Below are 21906 nucleotides of genomic sequence, written 5' to 3' on the forward strand. Positions count from 1 at the left end.
AGGGCCCGTACCGGCGAACCCAAGCGTCGGCCGGGGGCTCGTGGCCCGTCCACGCCGACAAGCCCCCGAGCACGAACGCCGCCGCCCGTGGAGGTCCCTCCAGGGCGGCGGCGTTCAGGCGGGTGCGTCAGGCCTGCTGCGCGGCGAGGCTCGCCGGGCGGAGGTCCGTCCAGTGTTCCTCGACGTACGCCAGGCACGCCTCGCGCGTCTCCTCGCCGAAGGCGGTGCGCCAGCCGGCGGGCACCTCGGCGAAGGAGGGCCACAGCGAGTGCTGGTTCTCGTCGTTGACGAGGACCAGGAAGCGGCCCTGCGGGTCCTCGAACGGGTTGGTGCTCATGCGTTGTCACTCCTTGTCGAACGCGCGGTCATGGTGGTGAACAGCTCCGAGAGCGGCTGTCCGGGATCGGCTGCCACGGCGTGCAGCAGCCTCTGAAGTTCGTCGGCGAGTCGCCGTGCCTTGGCCGTACCGAGCAGGTCGGTGGCGTGGATCAGGCCGCAGTGGACCGGACCGTCGCCCCGCGGCTCGTAGAAGCTGAGGGTCAGCCGCGCCCTGGTCGAGCCGGTCGGTACGGCGTCGAGGGATCCGACCCCGCCCTCCAACTGCTCCAGGTCCGCCTGCTCATGGTGGATCACCATGACCTGCGGGCCCTCCTGGGGCAGTCCGGTCGCCCGGACGACCTCCTCGAACGGGACGTCCTGCCGGTCGAGGGCGCCGAGCGTGGTCTCCCGTACGCGGGACAGCAGCTCCGCGAACGTCGGGTCGCCGCCCGTGTCGGTGCGCAGCACGACCGTGTTGAAGAAGCAGCCGACCAGGTCGGCCAGTTGGTCGTCCGTACGGCCGGCGACCATCGTGCCGATGGGCAGGTCGGTGCCCGCGCCGTGGGCCGTGAGCAGCGCCGCCAGGGCGGCGTGCAGCACCATGAACATGCTGGTGCCGGTCGCCCGGGCCAGGTCGTCCACGGCCGCGTGAAGCCGCTCGTCGAGGACGAAGCCCACATGGTCCGCGCCGGGCGTGGACGAGCGCGGGCCGTCCGCCGGGAGGGCCAGCTCGGTGGGTACGTCCTTCAAGGTGTCGCGCCAGTAGGCGAGCTGCCGGCCGCCTCGGCTGTCCGGGTCGTCCAGGTCGCCCAGGACCTCGCGGGCCCAGTGGGCGTAGTCGGCGTACGAGACCGGCAGCGGCTGCCACTCGGGCGCGCGGCCCTCCGTACGTGCCCCGTAGGCCGCCGTCAGGTCACGGAAGAGCGGGACCACCGACCATTCGTCCACCGCCAGGTAGTGCATGGTCAGGAGCAGCGCCTGCTCGCCGGTGGCCGCCGTCAGCAGGCAGGCGCCGAGCGGTGCCGCACGGTCCGGCTCCGGAGCTCCTGCGGCCAGTTCGGTCAGGCGCGCCTCCAGGTCCGCGCACTCCTCCAGGACGAGCACCGGGGGCTGGACGGGCCGGTGGTGGAGCGCGCGGTCGTGCTCCGTGAAGGCCGTTCGCAGGGGCTCGTGACGGGCCGCGACGTCGGCGAGCGCCGCCGACAGCAGGTCCGCGTCCAGGCCGCCGGGCGAGCGCAGTACCAGCGCGTGGTCGAAGCGGGGCGTACGCAGGTAGGCGTCCCACTGCCAGCGCTGGACGGGGGCGGCGAGGAGCGGCTCCTGGCGGACCTCGGCCGGGCGCAGCGCCGGGCGGGCCGTCGACGCGCCCTTGAGCTTGCCCTCGATTCCGGCGACGGTCAGCGCGTCGAAGACGTCCCTGATGCTCAGTTCGACGCCGAACTCGGCGCGGATACGGCCGAGGAGCCGCATGGAGGCCATCGAATGGCCGCCGAGCGCGAAGAAGTTGTCGTGGACGCCGACCCGCTCCAGCTTGAGGATCTCACCGAAGAGGGCGGCGAGCCTGGCCTGCGTCTCGTTGGCCGGCAGCGCGTCGCCGGTCATCGCCGCCCAGTCCGGCACGGGCAGCGCCTTGCGGTCCAGCTTGCCGTTGGGGGTCAGCGGCAGCGGGCCGTCCAGCGGCACGACGAGCGCGGGGACCATGTACTCGGGCAGCTGCCCGGCGACGTGGGCGCGCAGCTCCTGCGGGTCGAGCTCCACGGACTCCCCCGCCTCGGGGACGGCGTAGCCGACGAGTCGGACGATGTCGCCGTCGCGGTCGGGCAGCACGGCTGCCTGGGCGACCGACGGGTGTCCGGCGAGAGCGGCCTCGATCTCTCCCAGCTCGATGCGGAAGCCGCGGACCTTGACCTGGGTGTCGACGCGCCCGAGGAAGTCGAGGTTGCCGTCCGCGCGCCAGCGGGCGCGGTCACCGGTGCGGTACATCCGGCTGCCGGGCGGGCCGTACGGGTCGGCGACGAACCGCTCCGAGGTCAGCGCGGTCTTGCCGAGGTAGCCGCGGGCGAGGCCGCGTCCGGCCACGTACAGCTCACCGACGACGCCCGGCGGGACCGGCCGCAGGTGCTCGTCCAGGACGTAGCAGCGGGTGTTGGGGTCGGGCCGGCCGATGGGCACCCTGCCGGACGGGCGGCCCCCATGCTCGCGCGAGGGCCACAGCGTGGAGTTGACCGTCGCCTCGGTGAGTCCGTAGGCGCAGATCAGGTGGGCCGTGGCGCCGAACCGTTCGAAGACGTCCGGCGGCACGGTCTCCGTGCCGACCAGGACGGTCGATCCTTCGGGCAGCTCGCAGCCGGGCGGCAGGGCCGAGACGAGGGACGGGGGCAGGATCATGTGGGTGATCCGCTGCTGCGCGAGGAAGTCGGTGAGCGCCGGTCCCGCGACCCGAGCCTCGTCCGTGATGAGGACGAGCCGGCCGCCGTGGCAGAGCGCCATCGCCAGTTCGAAGGCGAAGACGTCGAAGCCGATCGACGCGAACTGCAGGACGTGGCTGTCGTGTTCCAGGCCCATGCGGTCGACGGCGGTGGCGACGAGGCTGGAGACGCCTTCGTGCGGGACGACGACACCCTTGGGGCGTCCGGTGGAGCCGGAGGTGTAGATGACGTACGCGGCCTGGTCCAGGAGGACCGGCTTCCCGTCGACCGCGGTCTCCGGCAGGGTCTCCAGCTCGGCGGCGACCGACGGTTCGTCGAGCAGCACCACCGGCACGCCCGTCACCTCGGGGATCTTGCCCGCGACCGGCTCGGTGCCGACCACGAGCGCCGCCCGCGAGTCCTCGATCATGTACGTCAGCCGGTCGGCCGGGTGGACCAGGTCGAGGGGCAGGAACGCGGCGCCCAGCTTCAGCGCGGCGAGCACCGTGGCGACCATGTCGACGGAGCGGGGCACGGCCACGCCGACGACGCTCTCGGCACCGACTCCGCGGGCCGCGAGGAGCCGGGCGAGGCGGTTGGCGCGGGCGTCGAGCTCCGCGTACGTCACGGACCGGTCGCGGTCGACGACGGCGACCGCGTCGGGGCGCTCGGCGAGCCGCTGCGCGAACAGGTCCGGGAACGACTCCTCGTCGACCTCGCGGGCCGTGCCGTTGAAGCCTTCCAGGACCAGCTGCCGCTCGTCGTCGGCGAGGATCTCGGCCCGCGAGACGGGCTGGCCGGGCGCGGCGACGAGGGCCGCGACGAGCGCGCGGAGGCGCTCGCCGAGGCGCTCGGCGGTGGTGTGGTCGAAGAGCTCGGTGGCGAACTCCAGTCGGCAGCCGAGCGAGCCGGCGCCGCCGTCGGCCGGCGTGTGCTCGGTGAAGCTGAACACGAGGTCGAACTTGGCCGAGCGGATGCGGAAGGGGACGTGGTCGGCGCTGAGGCCGGACAGTTCCAGTCCGTCGCCCGTGCGGGCGTGGTAGCCGACCATCACCTGGAAGAGCGGGTTCCTGGAGAGGGAGCGGGTGGGGTTGAGCTTCTCCACCACGGACTCGAACGGCACGTCCGCGTGCGAGAACGCGGCCAGGTCGGTCTCCCGGACCCGGGCGAGCAGCTCGGTGAAGCTCGGGTCGCCGCTCAGGTCGGTGCGCAGCACCAGCGTGTTGACGAAGAAGCCGACCAGGTCGTCGAGGGCTTCGTCGCCGCGCCCCGCGATGGGCGAGCCGAGGGGGATGTCCGTACCGGCGCCCAGGCGGTGCAGCAGGGCGGCCACGGCCGCGTGGACGACCATGAACATGCTGGCGCCGGACTCGCGGGCGAGCCGCTTCAGGCCCTCGTGGACATCGGCGTCGAAGGCGATGTCCAGCTCGGCGCCGGAGAACGCCGGCCGGGCCGGGCGGGGACGGTCCGTGGGCAGTTCCAGCTCTTCGGGGGCGCCGTCCAGGGTCGTGCGCCAGTACTCCAGCTGCCGTGCGGCCAGGCTGTCCGCCTCCGCCGGGTCGCCGAGCAGCCGCTGCTGCCAGAGGGCGTAGTCGGCGTACTGGACGGGCAGCGGCTCCCACCGGGGGGCCGCGCCGTCGACGCGGGCCGCGTAGGCGGTGGCCAGGTCGCGCAGGAAGGGGCGGTCCGACCACTCGTCGGTGGTGATGTGGTGGAGCAGCAGGACGACGACGTGTTCCCCCGGTGCCAGCTCCACGACCGTGGCGCGCAGCGGCAGTTCGGTCGCGAGGTCGAAGGGTCGGTTGACGGCGGCCTCGACGAGGTCGGGGACCTCGTCCTCGGTGCCCCGCAGCCGCTCCACCACGGGCCGGGCCTCGTCGGCGGGCAGCACGCGCTGGACGGCCTGGCCCTCGTGCTCCACGAACACCGTCCGCAGGGCTTCGTGCCGGGCGGTCACGTCGGCGAGCGCCGTCCCCCACGCCTCGACGTCGAGGGCGCCGCGCAGCCGCATGACCAGCGGGAAGTTGTACGCGGCCGAGGTGCATTCGATCTGCTGGATGACCCAGAGCCGCTGCTGGGCGTGCGAGAGCGGCAGCTCGTCGGGCCGCTCCCCCGCGGTCAGCGCGGGTCGGGCGGCGCCGTCGGAGCGGTCCGCGCGCTCGACCAGTTCGGCCACCGTGGGTGCCTCGAAGAGGTCGCGGATGGCGAGTTCGGCGTCCAGGGCGGTGCGGGCCCGGCTGACGAGGCGGGTGGCCAGTAGCGAGTGGCCGCCCAGCTCGAAGAAGTCGCTGTCGATGCCGACGCTGCCTTCCGGCAGGCCAAGCACCTCGGCGAAGAGCGCGCAGAGCGTCTCCTCCCGCTCCGTGCGGGGGGCGCGGCTCGTACCGGTTCCGGCGAAGTCCGGGGCGGGCAGGGCCCGTACGTCGAGCTTGCCGTTGACGGTGAGCGGAAGGGTGTCCACGGGGACGAGCGCGGAGGGGACCATGTAGTCGGGCAGCGCGGCCTTCAGGTGGTCGCGCAGCCGCTGGAGCAGCTCATCGCCGGGCTCCGTGCCGTCCTCCGGCGCGAAGTAGCCGACGAGACGCTTGGTGCCGGTGCTCTCGTTGACGACGACGGCCGCGTGGGCGACGTCGGGGTGCGAGGAGAGGGCCGTGGAGATCTCACCGAGTTCGATCCGGTAGCCGCGGATCTTCACCTGGTCGTCGGTGCGGCCCAGGAAGTCGAGCAGCCCGTCGAGCCGCTGCCGTACGAGGTCACCGGTGCGGTACATCCGCTCGCCCGGCTCGCCGAAGGGGTCGGCGACGAAACGCTCGGCGGTCAGGCCGGGACGGTCGTGGTAGCCGCGGGCCAGGCCCGTGCCGGCGATGTACAGCTCGCCGGGGCAGCCGGGCGGGACCGGGCGCAGCATGGCGTCCAGGACGTGGGCGCGGGTGTTGCGGATGGGCATGCCGACCGTGGAGGTCGCGCTGTCCGTGGTGGAGCCGCCGAGGGTGTTGATGGTGTATTCGGTCGGCCCGTAGAGGTTGTAGCCGTACGTCCCGTCGGTGCGGCGCAGCGTGCTCCACACGGTGTCGGACACGGCCTCGCCGCCGAGCAGGACCAGCGCGGGACGGTGCTTCCCGGCCGTCTCGTCGCGGTCGAGAAGCCCCTCCTCGATGAGCAACTGGGCGTAGGTGGGGGTCACGTTGACGACGTCGACCTGGTGCCGGTCGCAGTAGGCGACCAGTGCCTCGGCGTCGCGGCGCAGCTCCTCGTCGCAGACGTGGACCTCGTGGCCCTCGACGAGCCAGAGCAGCTCCTCCCAGGACATGTCGAAGGCGAAGGAGACGGTGTGCGCGATGCGCAGTCGCCGTCCGCCGGCCGAGGCGATCGCCGGGTCGAAGATCTCCTTCTGGTGGTTGAGCTGCATGTTCGTCAGACCCCGGTAGGGCGTGACGACGCCCTTGGGCCGGCCGGTCGAGCCGGAGGTGTAGATGACGTACGCCGGGTGTTCGAGCCGGTCCGCGATGTCGTGGGCGAAGGCGGGCCGCTCGGCGTCGGTGATCTCCCCGCCGGGCAGGGCGGCCAGCTCGGCGGCCAGGGCCTCGTCGTCCAGCAGGAGTTCGGGGGCGACGGCGCCCTGGGGTCCCCGGAGGGTCGGGGCGACGGCCTTGGTGGAGACCAGGCACAGGGGCCCGGTGTCCTCGACCATCAGCCGCAGCCGGTCGGCCGGGTGGTCCAGGTCGAGCGGCAGGTACGCGGCGCCGGTCCGCAGTACGGCGAACAGGGCGGCGACCATGTCGATGGAGCGCGGCAGGGCGAGCGCCACGACCTTCTCCGGACCCGCGCCCCGGGCGAGCAGCAGCCGGGCGATCCGGTTGATGTGCGCGTCCAGTTCGGCGTACGTGAGGGCGCGTTCGCCGAAGACGAGCGCGACCGCGTCGGGGGTACGGGCGACCTGGGCCGTCAGCATGTCGGCGATGGTCTCGTTCGGCACGGGTTCGCGGCTGCCGGCCCGCTCGGCCGCGAGGGCGGCGCGCTCCGGCGGCAGCAGCAGGTCCACGCCGACGGTGAGCGCGGAGACGGCGTCCGGGGCGGAGAGGAGCTCGACGAGCCGCTCCAGGACGGTCGTGAACCGGCCGAGGATCGTGGTCGCGGCCTCCGCGTCGAACAGGTCGGGCCGTGCCGCCAGGGTGACCCGCAGCCGGGTCTCGGGCGTGACGATCAGGGTGAGCGGGAAGTGCGTGCCGTCCACGTTCGATACGTCGGTGATGCCGTGCCGCTGCCGGAGCGATGCGGCACGGTCCTCGCCGTCGGCGGAGCGCAGCACGAAGAGGGTGTCGAACAGACGGCGGTGGCCGGTCTCCTGCTGGAGGGTGCCGAGGCCGACGTACTCGTACGGCATGACGCCGGCCCGCTCGGACTGCATGCGGCGCAGCAGGTCGAGCAGCGGCTCGTCGGGCGCGAACGCGACGCGTGCCGGGATGGTGTTGAGGAACATGCCGATGATGCCGGCGACGTCCGGCACGTCCGCCGGGCGTCCGGCGACCGCGGTGCCGAAGGCGACGTCGCCGCGGCCCGTCATCGCCGAGAGGACCAGGCCCCAGGCGGCGTTGAGCACGGTGTTCAGGGTGAGGCCGTGCTGGCGGGCCAGGGCGCGGAGCCGGTCGCTGGTCTCCTTGGTCAGGACGGCGTCGAAGTCGGCCGGGATGACCGGGCCGGCGTCGCGGCCGGCCGGCGCCACGAGCGTCGGCTCGTCGAAGCCGGAGAGGGCGCCGCGCCAGGCGTCGAGGGCCTGGTCCGTGTCCTGCCGGTCCAGCCAGGCCAGGTAGTCGCGGTACGAGCCGGGGGCGGGCAGACCGGTGGTGTCGCCGGCCCGCTCGTACAGCGTGAACAGCTCCTCGAGGAACAGCCAGGCCGACCAGCCGTCCCACAGGATGAGGTGGTGGGTGACGACGAGCCGGTCGCGGCCGTCGCCGAGCCGGATCAGCTGGAGGCGGCAGAGCGGCGGCGCGGACAGGTCGAAGCGCTGCCGGCGGTCGGCGGCGAGGAGCGCGTCCACGCGGGCGCACCGCTCGTCGGCGGGCAGCGCGGACAGATCGGTCTCGGTCAGCGGGATCTCGGCGCCGTCGGCGATGAATTGGACGGGCCGGGGCAGGCCGTCGCTGGTGAACCCGGCGCGCAGGCTCGCGTTGCGCTCCAGGAGCGCCCGGCATGCGGCGCGCAGCCGGTCGGCGTCCAGGGGGCGGTCGAAGTCCAGGGTCTCCTGCGACAGGTAGACGTCGAGGGCGTCACCGGTGTCGTAGGTGGCGTGGAAGTACATGCCCTCCTGGAGCGGGGAGAGCGGCCAGACGTCGGCGACCGGGAGGCCTGAGACGGCCTCGATGCGTCCGGTCTCCTCGGAGGTCAGTTCGAGGCCGCCGAGCGGGGCCGGGGCCGGGGGCTCCGCCGGGGCGGCGGCGGTCAGCTGGTCGAGCAGTGCCTGGAGGGCCGGGTCGACGGCCGCGCCGGACTGCTGCTGTGCGGCGAGCATCGCCTGGAGGGCGGCGGCGGCCTGTCCGGCGTCGGTGGCGGACATGGTCACCCCGGCGGCGGGCGCTTCTGGAGCGGCCTCGACGGCGGGTTCGTCCGGCACGTTCGTGGCCGTCGCGGCGAGCGCGGCGGGCGTGCGGTGCTCGAACACATCGCGCGGGCTGATGGTCAGTCCCCTTTCACGGGCCCGGGTGGCGACGGCGATCGAGGTGAGGCTGTCGCCGCCCAGGACGAAGAAGTCGTCGTCGGCACCGATCCCGGCCATGCCGAGGACATCGGTGAAGATCTCGCAGAGGGCGCGCTCGCGCTCGTCGCGCGGCGCGCGACCGCCGGCCCGGGGGGCGACGGACGGTGAGGGCAGGGCGTTCTGGTCGAGCTTGCCGCTGGGCGTCAGCGGCAGCTCGTCGAGGGCCACGACGGCCGTCGGCACCATCGCCGCGGGCAACGCCTCGGCGAGCGCCGCGTGGAGGGCCTCGCCGTCCGGGGCGGTGCCTCCGGGAGCCGGTACCGCGTAGCCGAGGAGCGTTCCGTCCCGGACGACTACGGCGGCCCGGGCGACACCCGGGAGGGCGGCCAGGGCGGCCTCGATCTCTCCCAGTTCGACGCGGTTGCCGCGCACCTTGACCTGGCGGTCGGTGCGGCCGAGGTACTCGACGGCGCCGTCGGCGCGCCGGCTGACCAGGTCGCCGGTCCGGTACATCCGGGCGCCGGGCTCCCCGAACGGGTCGGCGACGAACCGCTCGGCGGTCAGTGCGTGCCGGTCGTGGTAGCCGCGGGCCAGCTGGACGCCGGCGAGGTACAGCTCGCCGGGCACACCGTCCGGGACGGGGCGCAGGAAGGAGTCGAGGACGTGGAGGCGCGTGTTCCAGACGGGGTGGCCGATCGGGACGGCGAGCTCGTCGCCACCCTCGTACGGGAAGTACGTGACGTCGACGGCGGCCTCGGTGGGGCCGTAGAGGTTGTGCAGCGGCACGGGGCCGTGGCCCCTGCGGGAGGTCAGCTCCGCCCATCGGCGGGCGTCGGGGCCGGTGAGGGCCTCGCCGCTGCAGAACACGCGACGCAGGCTCGTGGCCCACTCGGGGGCGCCCGGGGCGGCCTCCATGACCTGGACGAACGCGGCCAGCATCGAGGGCACGAAGTGCGTCGTCGTGATGCGCTCGGTCCGGATCAGCTCGGCGAGGTAGGCCGGGTCGCGGTGTCCGTCGGGGCGGGCGAGGACGACGGTCGCGCCTTCGACGAGGGCCCAGAAGAACTCCCAGACGGACACGTCGAAGCTGGACGGGGTCTTCTGGAGCACGCGGTCGTGGACGGTGAGTCCGTATTCGTGCTGCATCCAGGCGAGTCGGTTGACGATCGCGCGGTGGGTGACGGCGACGCCCTTGGGGCGCCCGGTGGAGCCCGAGGTGTAGATGAGGTAGGCGGGGTGGTCGGGTCGCGCGTGCGCGGCCGGCGTGTCGGCCGCCTCGTCGTCGCCGTCCACCAGGACGTGTGCGAGCCCGGGTACGTCGGGCAGCCGCCCGGCCGCGTCGCCGGTGGTCACGACCGTACGGGCCCCGGAGTCGGCGAGCATGAACGCCACCCGGTCGGCGGGGTAGTCGAGGTCGAGGGGCAGGTAGGCGGCGCCCGCCTTGTGGACGCCGAGCAGCGCGACCATGAGCTCGGCGGAGCGGGGCACCGCGACCGCGACGAACCGCTCGGGGCCGGCGCCCCGGGCCCGCAGCCGCCGGGCCAGCGCCTCGGCGCGCCGGTCGAGTTCGGCGTAGGACAGGGTGGTGCCCTCGAAGACGACGGCGGGGGCGTCGGGCGTCCGTGCCACCTGCGCGGCGAAGAGGGAGGCGAGGGTGGCGTCCGCGTCGGGCAGCGGGTGGGCCGTGTCGTTCAGCGCGGTGAGGCGCTCCTGCTCGCGGTCGGAGAGCGTCCCGACGCGGGCGACCGGGCGGGCGGGGTCGTCGACGAGCGTCCGCAGCAGGGCCTCGAACCGGTGGGCCACGACCGCCACGGTCAGCTGGTCGAGCCGGGCCGCGTCGTACTTGAAACGCAGCGAGAGGTGGTCGCCGTCGTGCTCGACGATCAGGGCGAGCGGGTAGTGCACCGCGTCGAAGACCTCGGCCCCGGTGACGCGCAGCGTCTCCTGGACCTGCGCGGTGTCGTGCGCGGTGTCCTGTGCGGTGGACAGGTCGCCGGAGGGGAAGTTCTCGAAAACCACGAGCGTGTCGAAGAGTTCCCCGCCGCCCGCGAGCCGCTGGATCTCGGCGAGCCCGAGGTGCTGGTGGTCCAGGAGGGCCCCGTGCTCGTCCTGGACACGGCGCAGCAGCTCGGCGAGCGACTCGCCGCCGCGCAGGGTGACGCGGGCCGGCACGGTGTTGATGAACAGGCCGACGGCCGAGTCCAGGCCCCTGACCTCGGTCGTACGTCCGGATACGGTGGTGCCGAACACGACGTCCTGGCTGCCGGTCAGACCGCCGAGGAGCAGCGCCCAGCCGCCGTTCAGGACGGTGCCGAGGGTGAGCCCGTGGCTGCGGGCGCGGGCCGTGAGGTCGGCGGTGAGGGACTCGGGCAGCCGGACGTCGACGTGCTCGGGTCTGGCGACCGGCGCGGCCTGGTGGTCGTCCGTGGCGGAGGCGAGGGCGGGCAGCCGGGTCGGGCCGTCCAGGCCGGCCAGGGCGTGGCGCCACGCGTCGCGGGCGGCGTCGAGGTCGCGGCTCGCGAGCCAGCCCAGGTACGCCCGCGAGGCGGGCGCCTCGGGCAGGGCGTCACCCCGGTAGGCGGCGGTCAGTTCACGCAGCATGACGGAGACCGACCAGCCGTCGGCGATGATGTGGTGCAGCGTGAGCAGCAGCCGGTGGCGCTGCCCGTCGCGGATCAGGGTGGCCCGCATCAGCGGCGGCCGGGCGAGGTCGAAACCCTCGGCGCGGTCCTGCCGCAGAATGTCCTCCACGGGGGTGCGGGCGGTGTCGGCCTCGCGCCACGGAAGGTCGGTGCGGTCGGCGATCCGCTGGACGACCTCGCCGCCGGGGAGCTGGCGGAAGGAGGCGCGCAGCAGCGCGTGCCGGTCGAGGAGCAGCTGGAGCGACCGCCGGAGCCGGTCCGGTTCGACAGTGCCCGCGAGGTCGAGGAGTTCCTGGACGACGTAGAGGTCGGCGGCCTCCTGGTCGAATTCCGCGTGGAAGAAGAAACCTTCCTGGAGCGGGGAGACGGGCAGCGCGTCCTCGTCGAGCTCCACCGCTCGGGGGTCCTCGGTGGACGCGTCGGCGGTGAGCGGTGCGGCGGTCCGGGCGAGCCCCGCCACGGTCCGCTGCCGGAAGACGTCACGCGGGGTGATCGCGAGCCCGGCCTCGCGGGCGAGGTTGACGAGCTGGATCGCGACGATGCTGTCGCCGCCCAGTTCGAAGAAGCTGTCGTGGACGCCGACCGAGGGAAGGCTGAGCACCTCGGCGAAGAGCGCGGCGAGCGCGGTCTCGGCGGGGGTGGTGGGCGCGTCGCCGCCGGCCGTCGCGGTCCACCGGGGCTCGGGCAGGGCGCGGCGGTCGAGCTTGCCGTTGGGCGTCAGCGGCAGCGGCCCGTCGAGGCGTACGACGGCGGACGGGACCATGTAGTCGGGCAGCGTCCCGGCGATCCGGGCCCGCGCCTCGGTGACGGAGGCCTCGGGGTCCGTACCGGCCTCGGCGACGAGGTAGGCGACGAGCCGCTTGGCGCTCCGGTGGTCCTCGCGGACGAGGACGGCGGCCTGGGCGATGCCCGGGCAGGCCATGAAGGCGCTCTCGATCTCGCCGGGCTCGATGCGGTGGCCGCGGATCTTGATCTGGCCGTCGGCGCGGCCGAGGAACTCCAGGTTGCCGTCGTCGCCCCAGCGGACGCGGTCGCCCGTGCGGTACATCCGGGCGCCGGGCTCGGTGGCGTACGGGTCGGCGACGAAGCGTTCGGAGGTGAGTCCCGGTCGGCCCAGGTAGCCGCGGGCGAGGCCGCGGCCGGAGACGTACAGCTCGCCCTCGGTGCCGACGGGCACCAGACGGAGCGCCGAATCGAGCACGTAGGCACGGGTGTTGGGGTCGGGTTCGCCGATCGGCGCGGGTCCGGGCCGGTCGGGGGTGGCGACCCAGAGCGTGGAGTTGACGGTCGCCTCGGTGAGGCCGTACGCGACCACGACCTGGAGCCGTCCGGCCCAGCGGGCGATCAGCTCGCTGGGCACCGCCTCGGTGCCGACGATCAGGACGGCGCCGTCCGGCAGCTCGCAGTCCTGCGGCAGGGCCGAGACGAGGGACGGCGGGAGGATCATGTGGGTGGCGCCGTGGCGGGCGACGTACTCGGTGAGCGCGGGTCCGGCGACGCGGCGCTCGGTGGGGACCACGATGATCCGGCCGCCGACGCACAGCGACATGATCAGGTCCCAGACCGTCACGTCGAAGCCCACGGAGGCGAACTGGACGACCCGGCTGTCGGCGGTGATCCCGATGCGGTCGGTGGCGGTGGCGATGAGGCTGCCGACGCCGTCGTGGGAGACGACGACGCCCTTGGGGCGGCCGGTGGAGCCCGAGGTGTAGATGACGTACGCCGCACGGTCCAGGGCGATGTCGAGGCCCAGGTCCGCGCCGTCGAGGGCGTCGCGCTCGGCCGTCAGGGACGGCTCGTCGAGGAGCAGGCGGGCGACGCCGGGGGCGTCGGGCAGCGCGTCGGACAGCTCGCGGGTGGTGACGACCGTGCGCGCGCCGGCGTCGGCCAGCATGTAGGCGATGCGGTCCTGCGGGTGATCGGCGTCCAGCGGCAGGTAGGCCGCGCCCGCCTTCATCACCGCGAGCAGGGAGACGACGAGGTCGACGGAGCGCGGGACGGCGACGGCGACGACGTCCTCGGCTCCGACGCCACGGGAGGCCAGGAGGCGGGCGAGCCGGTTGGCGGCCACGTTCAGGTCGGCGTACGTGAGTTCCCGGTCCTCGCAGACGAGGGCGACGGCGTCCGGGGTGCGGCTGACCTGGGCCTCGAAGGCGGCGGGCCAGGAGAGCTCGGCCGACTCCCGGGGCTTGTCGCCGAACTCGTCGAGGAGCCGGGTCCGTTCCGGGGACGAGGTCAGTTCGAGGTGGCCGACCGGGCGGTCGGGGTCCGCGACGAACGCGTGGAGGAGGGCGAGGAAGCGGCGCTCGTGGTCCCGCAGTGTCTCCTCGTCGCAGACCTCGGCGTCGGCGTCGAGGTGGACGCAGATCCCGAGCCCGTCGCTGCACTCGGCGAAGCTGAGGGCCAGGTCGCTGACCGGGCCGAGCCAGACCGGTTCGAGTTCGGTCTCGAGATCACGGAACCGCAGGTCGTCCGGGCGCGGGAGGACGTTGACCGTGGGGCCGACGAGTTCGTGCACGCCGTCGGGCAGGCCCAGTTCCCTGGCCAGGTCCTCGGCCCGGTAGCGCCCGTGGGCGACGGCCTCGCCGACCGCGTGCCGTACACCGGCGAGGAGTTCGGCGACGGTGGTGCCGGGGCGGATGGAGAGGCGCAGCGGCACGATGTTGGAGACCATGCCGGGGACCTCGGCGCAGACCGCGTCCTGGCGGGCGGCGATCGGCAGGCCGAGGACGAGGTCCTGCTCGCCGCTGACCCGGTGGAGGTAGGCGGCCACGGCGGCGACGAGCACGCGGGACGGCCGGGTGCCGGCGCGCTCGGCGGCGGCGTGGAGCCGTCGGCTCTGGTCGGCCGTCAGCTCCGACGTACGCCGCAGCCGCCGGGTCATGGGCAGGGGGGCGCGCTCGACGAGGCGTACGGGCTCGGGCCGGTCGGCAATGCGGGCCAGCCAGTAGGCGCGGTCCTCCTCGTGCGAGGCGGAGGCGCGGTAGGCGCGCTCGGCGTCGACCAGGCGGGAGACCGCCCAGTCGCGGGGTGCGGGAGCGGTGTCACCCGCGGTGTACAGCTCACCGGCCCGGCGGGTGATGAGCGCGACGCCCATGCCGTCGATGACGATGTGGTGGTAGCGCTGGTACCAGACGGCGTGGTCGTCGGCGAGACGCAGCACGGCATGGCCGAAGAGGGGGCCCTGGGCGAGATCCATGGGGCGCTCGCGGTCGGCGGACATCCAGTCGGCGGCGGCCCGCTCGGGGTCGGCGGCGGCGCGCAGGTCGACGACGGGAACGGCGAACGGCGCGGGAGCGGGTGTCTGGCGGGGACCGCCGTCTCCCGCGCGGACGCGCACGTGCAGGCTCTCGGCCTCCTGGACGGCCTGCCGCACACAGGCGGTGAGGCGCTCGACGTCGGCGTCGCCGTGCAGGTCCAGGGCGAACACGATGTTGTAGGCGGAGCTCTCCGGGTCGATCTGCTGGGCAAGCCAGATCCCGGATTGCCCGCCCGTGACGGGTATGCCGGAGGTGGACGTCCGGTCCGACTCGACGTCAAACATCGTTCGAATGGGCCTTTCCCTGGTGATGCGTCAGTGAGGTGTGTCCGGTGCGCCCCGCTCCCGGCCCGCGCCGGGGAGGGGCCGCCGTACGTCACGGTGGCGGGGCGCGGTGCTGCCGGGAACGGGGCGCGGAGGGCGAGGGCACCGCCCGCCCCCGGCGGCGCCGGCGGACGGGCCGGGTGCTGCCGGGGGACGGGCGGGGTGCCGGCGGACGGGCCGGACGCCGGTGACGGGCGCTTACTTGATGGCCGCGATCAGCGGCTCGACCTCGTCGATGGCGTACGGGATCGACAGGACGGTGTTGAAGGAGAAGGCGGCACCGATGTCCGGGTCCTGGTAGGGCACGAACAGGTCGCGCTTCTCCGAGTTGACCTTCAGCTTCTTGTAGAGCGGCTCGGCCTTGATGCGGTCGTTGGCCTCGGTGCTGGAGGTGACCCAGACGAGGCGGTCGACGTCGAGCACGTTCAGCTTCTCGGCGCTCAGCTCGGCGACGTTCCAGCCCGGCTTCGCCAGGGTGTCGATCTCGGGCTTCAGCTTGAAGCCGAGCTCGTTGAAGAAGATCGCCTTCGGGTCGGTCTTCGTGAAGGCGGAGTACTTGCCGGCCTCGAAGCTGTCGGCGACGGCGATGGTCTTCTGGGCGAACTCGGGGTGCTTGTCGCGGACGGCCTTGAAGCGCGCGTCGATGCCGGAGATCAGCTTCTCGGTCTCCGCGTCCTTGCCGAGGGACTTGCCGATCTGCCGCGTCATGACCTGCCAGGACGCGCCGTAGTCGGGCAGGCCCTTGGGCTGCGCCACGACCTTGGTGAACTTCGAGAGCGTGTCGTACTGCTCCTTCTTCATCCCCGAGTACTGCGCGATGACGAGGTCGGGCTTCAGCGCCGCGATCTTCTCGATGTTGTACTCGTCGCGCTCACCGACGATCTCGGGCTTCGTGGACCCCCACTTGTCCTTCGCCCACGGCCACTTGCCGTACGGCTGCTCCTTGAACCAGTCCACCGCGCCGACCGGCTTGATCCCGAGCGCCAGAACCGCGTCCTGGTCCGACAGGCCCAGGGTGACGACCCTCTTCGGCTCCGCGTCGATGGTGGTGGAGCCGTACTTGTGCTCCACCGTCACGGGGAAGGCGGCGGACGTCGAGCTGCTCGCCTCGCCCGAGGGCTTGGCCTCGGTCTTCTCGGTGCCGCCCCCACAGGCGGACAGCGCGAGCGCGGCGACGGTGGCGACGGCCACCTGCGGGAAGTGTCTGACGAACCGCGTCAGAGCGGGGCGCGTACCAGTGGACACGGATGTTCCTTTCACGGGGATTACACGGTGCGTGCCACGACCGCCACGTACGAGGACGCTACGAGGCAGCCGGGGGCGGGTGGAGCCGGTGGGGCGATGGGGGGTGGGGACGTGGAGGCCTGGCGGGAGGAGGCGGAGGTCAGCGGGCCGAGCCGATGCCGTCGGCGACCGGGCGCGGCTCGTCCTGGACAGGCTCCGGACCGCGGTCGAGGATCGAGTCCAGGATCTCGCCGACCCTGATCGCGGTGTTGGAGAGCAGCGACGAGGTGATGCCGTGGGTGTGCTCGGTGCCGCCCTGCAGATAGATGCCGCAGCGCAGTTCGGGGTCCGTCGAGATGCGGTAGTCGCGCTCGACGCGGACCCGGCCCTGCTCGTCGCGGTGGCAGCTCTTCGCGACCTCACCGAGGATGCCCAGGGGCTCGGCGGGGCTGTAGCCGGTGGCCAGGACCACGACATCGGCGTCCAGCACGTTCTCCTCGCCGGTGACCAGGGAGGTGACGGTGGCGCGGACCGTGTCCGGGGTCTCCTCGACGCCGGTCAGGCGCGAGATGTTGAGGAAGCGCAGCCGCTCGGTGCCGAGCACCTTCTCCTGGTACGCGACCCGGTAGAGCTCGTCGATCAGGTCGATGTCCACGACCGAGTAGTTGGTGTTCCCGTGATAGTCCATCAGCCGGCGCTTGATGTCGTCGGGAGCCGTGAAGTACTCGTCGACCGCCTCGGGGTCGAAGATGCGGTTGGCGAAGCTGCTGTCGTCCGCCGGGCTGTAGCCGTAGCGGGAGAAGACGGCACAGACCTCGGCGTCGGGGAAGCGGCGGTGCAGGTACGCCACGTTCTCGGCGGCGCTCTGGCCGGCGCCGACCACGATGAAGCGGGTCGGGTCGGTGCCCTCCAGGCCGTCCACCTTGGCGAGCAGGTCGGAGTTGTGCCAGACGCGGTCGCTCCGCTCGACACCCTCCGGCATGAGGGGGCGAAGTCCCGTGCCGATGACGAGGTTCCGGGCGCGGTGGACCACGGTCTCGGAGCCCGAGCGGGCCGTCACGTCGAGGTACTCCACGACTCCGTCGCGGACGACGGGCTCGACGGAGACGACCTCGTGGCCGTAGGAGACCATGTCGTCGACCTTCGCCGCCGCCCACTCGAAGTAGTCGTGGAACTCCACGCGGAGCGGGAAGAGGTTCTTGTGGTTGACGAAGTCGATCAGCCGGCCCTTGCTCTGCAGATAGCGCAGGAAGGTGTACTCGCTGGACGGGTTACGGAGCGTCACCAGGTCCTTGAGGAAGGACACTTGCATCGTGGCGTCGTCGATGAGCATGCCGCGGTGCCAGCCGAAGTTGGGCTGGCGCTCGAAGAAGTGAGCAGTGACCGCCTCCTGCCTGCCGACGCGAGCATTGTGCTCGCTGAGCGCAATCGCCATGGCCACGTTGGACGGCCCGAAGCCGATTCCTATGAGGTCATGGATCAGAGGTGCGTCGCCAGGAAGAACCTGAGACATGTCACTCCCATCGTGCGGGACAGCCGCCTGTCAGGCGAGGATGAAAAGTACGAGACGCCGAGCCCGCCGGTGACGTCGGCCAGGGCGAACTTAGGTAAAGCTAACCTGACTTGCCCCGACCTGTCGACCGGACGAATCGGGCGCGGAAGAGAAAACGGCACTGAACACGCCCGAAAACAGGGGCCGTTGCATCCTTAGGTAAGCCTTGCTTTACTTGGCGGCGGTCATTCGCTCTTCTGAGGAGGAACCCCATGCGGGTCGTCATGTTCGGTTACCAGACCTGGGGGCATCGCACCCTGCAAGCTCTCCTGGACTCCGAGCACGACGTGGTGTTGGTCGTGACACACCCCAAGAGCGAGCACGCCTACGAGAAGATCTGGAGCGACTCCGTCGCCGACCTGGCCGAGGAGCACGGCGTCCCCGTCGTCATCCGCAACAGGCCTGACGACGACGAGCTGTTCCAGCGCCTCAAGGAGGCCGACCCCGACATCATCGTGGCCAACAACTGGCGCACCTGGATCCCGCCGCGGATCTACACCCTCCCCCGCCACGGCACGCTCAACGTCCACGACTCCCTGCTGCCCAAGTACGCCGGCTTCTCCCCGCTCATCTGGGCCCTCATCAACGGCGAGACCGAAGTCGGCGTCACGGCCCACATGATGGACGAGGTGCTCGACGCCGGCGACATCGTGGACCAGCGCGCGGTGACGGTGGAGCCCACGGACACCGCGACCGACCTGTTCCACAAGACGGTCGACCTCATCGCCCCCGTCACGGTCGGCGCCCTGGATCTGATCGCCTCCGGTCAGACCGAGTTCACGAAGCAGGACCGCTCGCAGGCCAGCTTCTTCCACAAGCGGTCCGAGGAAGACATCCGGATCAACTGGGACTGGCCCGCCGACGCCCTGGAGCGCCTGGTCCGCGCCCAGTCCGCGCCCTACCCGGCCGCGTTCACCTTCCACAAGGGCCGGCGCCTCGAAGTCCTCGCCGCCGTGGTGTCCGAGGGCCGTTACGGCGGCACGCCCGGGCGCATCTTCTACCGCGAGGGCGAGGGTGTGGTGATCGTCGCCGGCGCGGACGCCCGCACCGGCCGCAACCACGGCCTGGCCATCACGCGCGTACGGACCGAGGACGGCCAGGAGCTGTCCGCGACCGACTACTTCACCGCGATGGGCGGTTACCTCACCAGCCGCCCCTGACGGCCTTCCCCGCCCCGCACCGCCGAACTCCGGCGCCCCCAGACGGTCCTGGGGGCGCCGGTATCCTTCCGAACCGATTGGTTAGGGTCACCTAACTTGCACTGCGAACAGGTACATCGATGCAACCACGGGTTACCTCCGGCACCGCGCACGATGCGAACGGCACACGGTTCGCCGTCGTCGGCATATCGAACATGCCGACCGACTGGGCACAGGTCTTCAGCTCGCTCGCCAACGCGGATCTCACGATCGGCACCGTCGACCTCGACGTCACCGGGAACGAGGCCGGAGCCGGGAGCGACACCGCCGGCGCCGTGACCTCCGGCGACGACGGGCCCCGCTCCCCCGCCACCTCCGGCCCGCCCTCGCTCAGTACGACACCGCCCAGTGTGCTGAACCTCAACGCCTATCTGATGTACGCGATCGGCAAGGCCGCGCGCCGCAGACTCACCGACAGGCTGACCGCCCACGGACTGCGCCTGTGGCATCTGACCGTGATGGCGATGGTCGCCGACCTGGGCCCCCAGATGAAGACGGTCCTCGCCTCCCGTCTGGACATGAACGCCAGCGACCTGGTGAAGATCGTCAACGATCTGGTCAGGACGGGCCATGTCGACTGCGGCCGGGATCCCGCCGACCGGCGCCGCGTCGTCGTACGGCTGACGCCTGAGGGCCGCTCCTTCCTCGATCTCCTCAACGCGGACATCGCCTCGACCGACGACGACATCCTCGCCCCGCTGGACACGGAGGAACGCGAGCAGCTCGCCTCCCTCCTGCGCCGCGTCCACCGTCACCTCGAACCGGCGCCGGCCAGCGTGGTCCATGAGTCCGCGCGGTACGAGATCCCGGCCCGCACGGACTCCGTCGAGGACGGCCGGATCGACTGGACGCATCCGGCCGAGAGGATCGCCCGGCTGGTCGAGGCCCGGCGCGACCAGTACCCGACCGCCTACACGCACCACCAGGGCCGACGTCTCGAACTCCTCGCCGCGACGGTCTCCGAGCGGACCTACTCCGGCGCCCCCGGGCTCGTGCTCCACCACGAGGACGAGGGCGTGGTGATCGTCACGGGAGCGAAGGCCCCCACGAGCGGCGAACAGGGCCTGGTGCTGCGCCGGTTACGCACGGAAGCGGGTCGGGAGATGTCCGCGGAGGAGTACTTCCCCTCCGAAGGGGAGCTCCTCGTCCATCAGCCCTGACGGGCCCGGTCACGCGGACCGGCACCCTACTGCCAGTCGTCCCAGGGCGGCGGGTCCAGCTCCTCGTCCGGGTCGGCGGGCGGCTCGTCGTCGAACGGGTCCGGGTCCGGGTCCCGCCGGGCGGGCGCGGGCGACGCCGCGGGCGCGGGCGACGCCGCGGCGGGGTCGGCCGCCGGCGCCCCGGGGGCGCGGCACTCGCCCAGGGTGTCCAGGACACCCTGGGCGTACTTGGTGAGCTTGGCCTCGCCCACGCCGCCGACGGTGCCCAGCTCCGCGGCCGTGGCCGGGAACCGGGTCGCGATCTCGCGCAGCGTCGCGTCGTGGAAGACGACGTACGCCGGGACGCCCTGCTCCTTGGCCGTCGCGGCCCGCCAGGCCCGCAGGGCCTCGAAGACCGGGACGGCCTCGGCCGGCAGGTCGACGGGCACCCGGGCGCCCTTGCCGGAGCGCGAGCCGGAACCCGTCCGGGCCGCGGCGGCGGGCGCCTTCTCCTTGCGCATCGGTACGGTACGGCGCCCGCCCAGTACCTCGCCGCTGGCCTCCGTCAGCACCAGCGTTCCGTAGTCGCCCTCGACCGCGAGCAGTCGCTGCGCCAGGAGCTGGCGCACGACCCCGCGCCACTCCGCCGTGCCGAGGTCCGCCCCGACGCCGAACACCGACAGCGCGTCGTGGTCGAACTGGATCACCTTGGCGGTCTTCTTGCCCTGGAGGATGTCGATGATCTGACCGGCGCCGAACTTCTGGCGCCGCTCCTTCGCCAGGCGCCAGACCGTGGACAGCAGCTTCTGCGCGGCGACCGTCCCGTCCCAGGACTCGGCCGGTGTCAGACAGGTGTCGCAGTTCCCGCAGGGTCGGCCCGACTGTCCGAAGTACTCCAGCAGCCGCACCCGGCGGCATTCGACCGTCTCGCAGAGCGCGAGCATCGCGTCCAGATGCGCGGCCAGCGAGCGGCGGTGCGTCTCGTCGCCCTCGGAGCCGTCGATCATCTTGCGCTGCTGGACCACGTCCTGCAGCCCGTACGCCAGCCATGCCGTGGCCGGCTCCCCGTCGCGGCCGGCCCGGCCGGTCTCCTGGTAGTAGCCCTCGACCGACTTCGGCAGGTCGAGGTGGGCCACGAAGCGGACGTCCGGCTTGTCGATGCCCATGCCGAAGGCGATCGTCGCCACCATCACGACCCCGTCCTCCCGCAGGAAGCGGGCCTGGTTCGCCGCACGCGCGCGGGCGTCCATGCCGGCGTGGTACGGCAGGGCGTCGATCCCCTGCTCGACGAGAAAGGCCGCGGTCTTCTCGACCGAGGCGCGCGAGAGGCAGTAGACGACTCCGGCGTCCCCCTCGTGCTCGGTGCGGATCAGCTCCAGGACCTGCTTCTGGGGACTGTTCTTGGGGACGATGCGGTACTGGATGTTGGGCCGGTCGAAGCTCGCGACGAAGTGACGGGCGTCCTGGAGACCGAGGCGCGCCGCGATCTCCGCGTGGGTGGCCTCTGTGGCCGTCGCGGTCAGCGCGATCCGCGGGACCTTCGGCCACCGCTCGTGCAGCATGGAGAGCGCGAGGTAGTCGGGGCGGAAGTCGTGGCCCCACTGGGCGACGCAGTGCGCCTCGTCGATCGCGAAGAGCGACACCGTGCCCCGGTCGAGCAGCCGCTGCGTCCCCTCGGAGCGCAGCCGCTCGGGGGCCAGGTAGAGCAGGTCGAGCTCGCCGGCGAGGAAGGCCTGCTCGACGGTCTGCCGCTCGTACGGGTCCTGGGTGGAGTTCAGGAATCCGGCCCGCACCCCGAGGGCGTTGAGCGCGTCCACCTGGTCCTGCATCAGCGCGATGAGGGGCGAGATCACGATGCCCGTGCCGTCTCTCACCAGCGCCGGGATCTGATAGCAGAGCGACTTGCCGCCGCCGGTGGGCATCAGGACGAGGGCGTCGCCGCCCCCGACGACCTGCTCGACGATCTCCTGCTGTTCGCCTCGGAAGGAGCTGTAGCCGAAGACGCGGTGGAGCACCTGGAGAGGGTCGGAGATCGTGGGGGAAGCATCCGGAAGGGCCATTCGACAAGCCTAACGGCGTGCGCCGACACCCCCGGCCCGTCCACCGGACCTGTGGACAACCGCCCGGGCCGGGGAGTGTCGCG

At 72.5% G+C, this 21906-nt stretch carries 7 protein-coding genes; 2 read left to right on the forward strand and 5 right to left on the reverse strand.

The window, feature by feature from the left end:
• Positions 1-127 precede the first annotated feature (127 nt).
• The 4 genes from ACZ3OF_RS30210 to ACZ3OF_RS30225 all read right to left on the reverse strand — a co-directional run bounded on the left by ACZ3OF_RS30210 (position 128) and on the right by ACZ3OF_RS30225 (position 17386).
• Entirely contained in the window at positions 128-337 is a 210-nt protein-coding gene (locus tag ACZ3OF_RS30210) for an MbtH family protein (protein ID WP_361431872.1), read from the reverse strand.
• A complete protein-coding gene (locus ACZ3OF_RS30215; RefSeq protein WP_467307920.1) occupies positions 334-14610 on the reverse strand; it encodes an amino acid adenylation domain-containing protein in 14277 nt (4758 codons plus the stop codon). The genes ACZ3OF_RS30210 and ACZ3OF_RS30215 overlap by 4 nt, the downstream gene beginning before the upstream one ends.
• A 237-nt stretch (positions 14611-14847) precedes the next feature.
• The gene (locus ACZ3OF_RS30220; protein ID WP_361676080.1) at positions 14848-15894 is read right to left on the reverse strand and encodes an iron-siderophore ABC transporter substrate-binding protein; all 1047 of its coding nucleotides are present in this window, start codon (positions 15892-15894) and stop codon (positions 14848-14850) included.
• Positions 15895-16033: 139 nt separating this feature from the next.
• Entirely contained in the window at positions 16034-17386 is a 1353-nt protein-coding gene (locus tag ACZ3OF_RS30225; protein ID WP_361676077.1) for a lysine N(6)-hydroxylase/L-ornithine N(5)-oxygenase family protein, read from the reverse strand.
• 251 nt (positions 17387-17637) lie between these two features.
• Between ACZ3OF_RS30225 and ACZ3OF_RS30230 the strand changes: the two genes are divergently transcribed.
• Both ACZ3OF_RS30230 and ACZ3OF_RS30235 read left to right on the forward strand, forming a co-directional pair.
• On the forward strand, positions 17638-18585 hold the full coding sequence (locus ACZ3OF_RS30230; RefSeq protein WP_361676074.1) for a methionyl-tRNA formyltransferase: 948 nt from the start codon (positions 17638-17640) through the stop codon (positions 18583-18585).
• 119 nt (positions 18586-18704) lie between these two features.
• Complete coding sequence (locus ACZ3OF_RS30235; RefSeq protein WP_361676071.1) at positions 18705-19784, forward strand: winged helix DNA-binding protein; 1080 nt, start codon at positions 18705-18707, stop codon at positions 19782-19784.
• A gap of 26 nt (positions 19785-19810) precedes the next feature.
• Here ACZ3OF_RS30235 and recQ read toward each other — a convergent pair whose 3' ends face one another.
• On the reverse strand, positions 19811-21823 hold the full coding sequence (gene recQ, locus ACZ3OF_RS30240) for a DNA helicase RecQ (protein ID WP_467307923.1): 2013 nt from the start codon (positions 21821-21823) through the stop codon (positions 19811-19813).
• Between the last annotated feature and the right edge of the window lie 83 nt (positions 21824-21906).

The sequence above is a fragment of the Streptomyces sp. NPDC022552 genome (genome assembly GCF_055561875.1).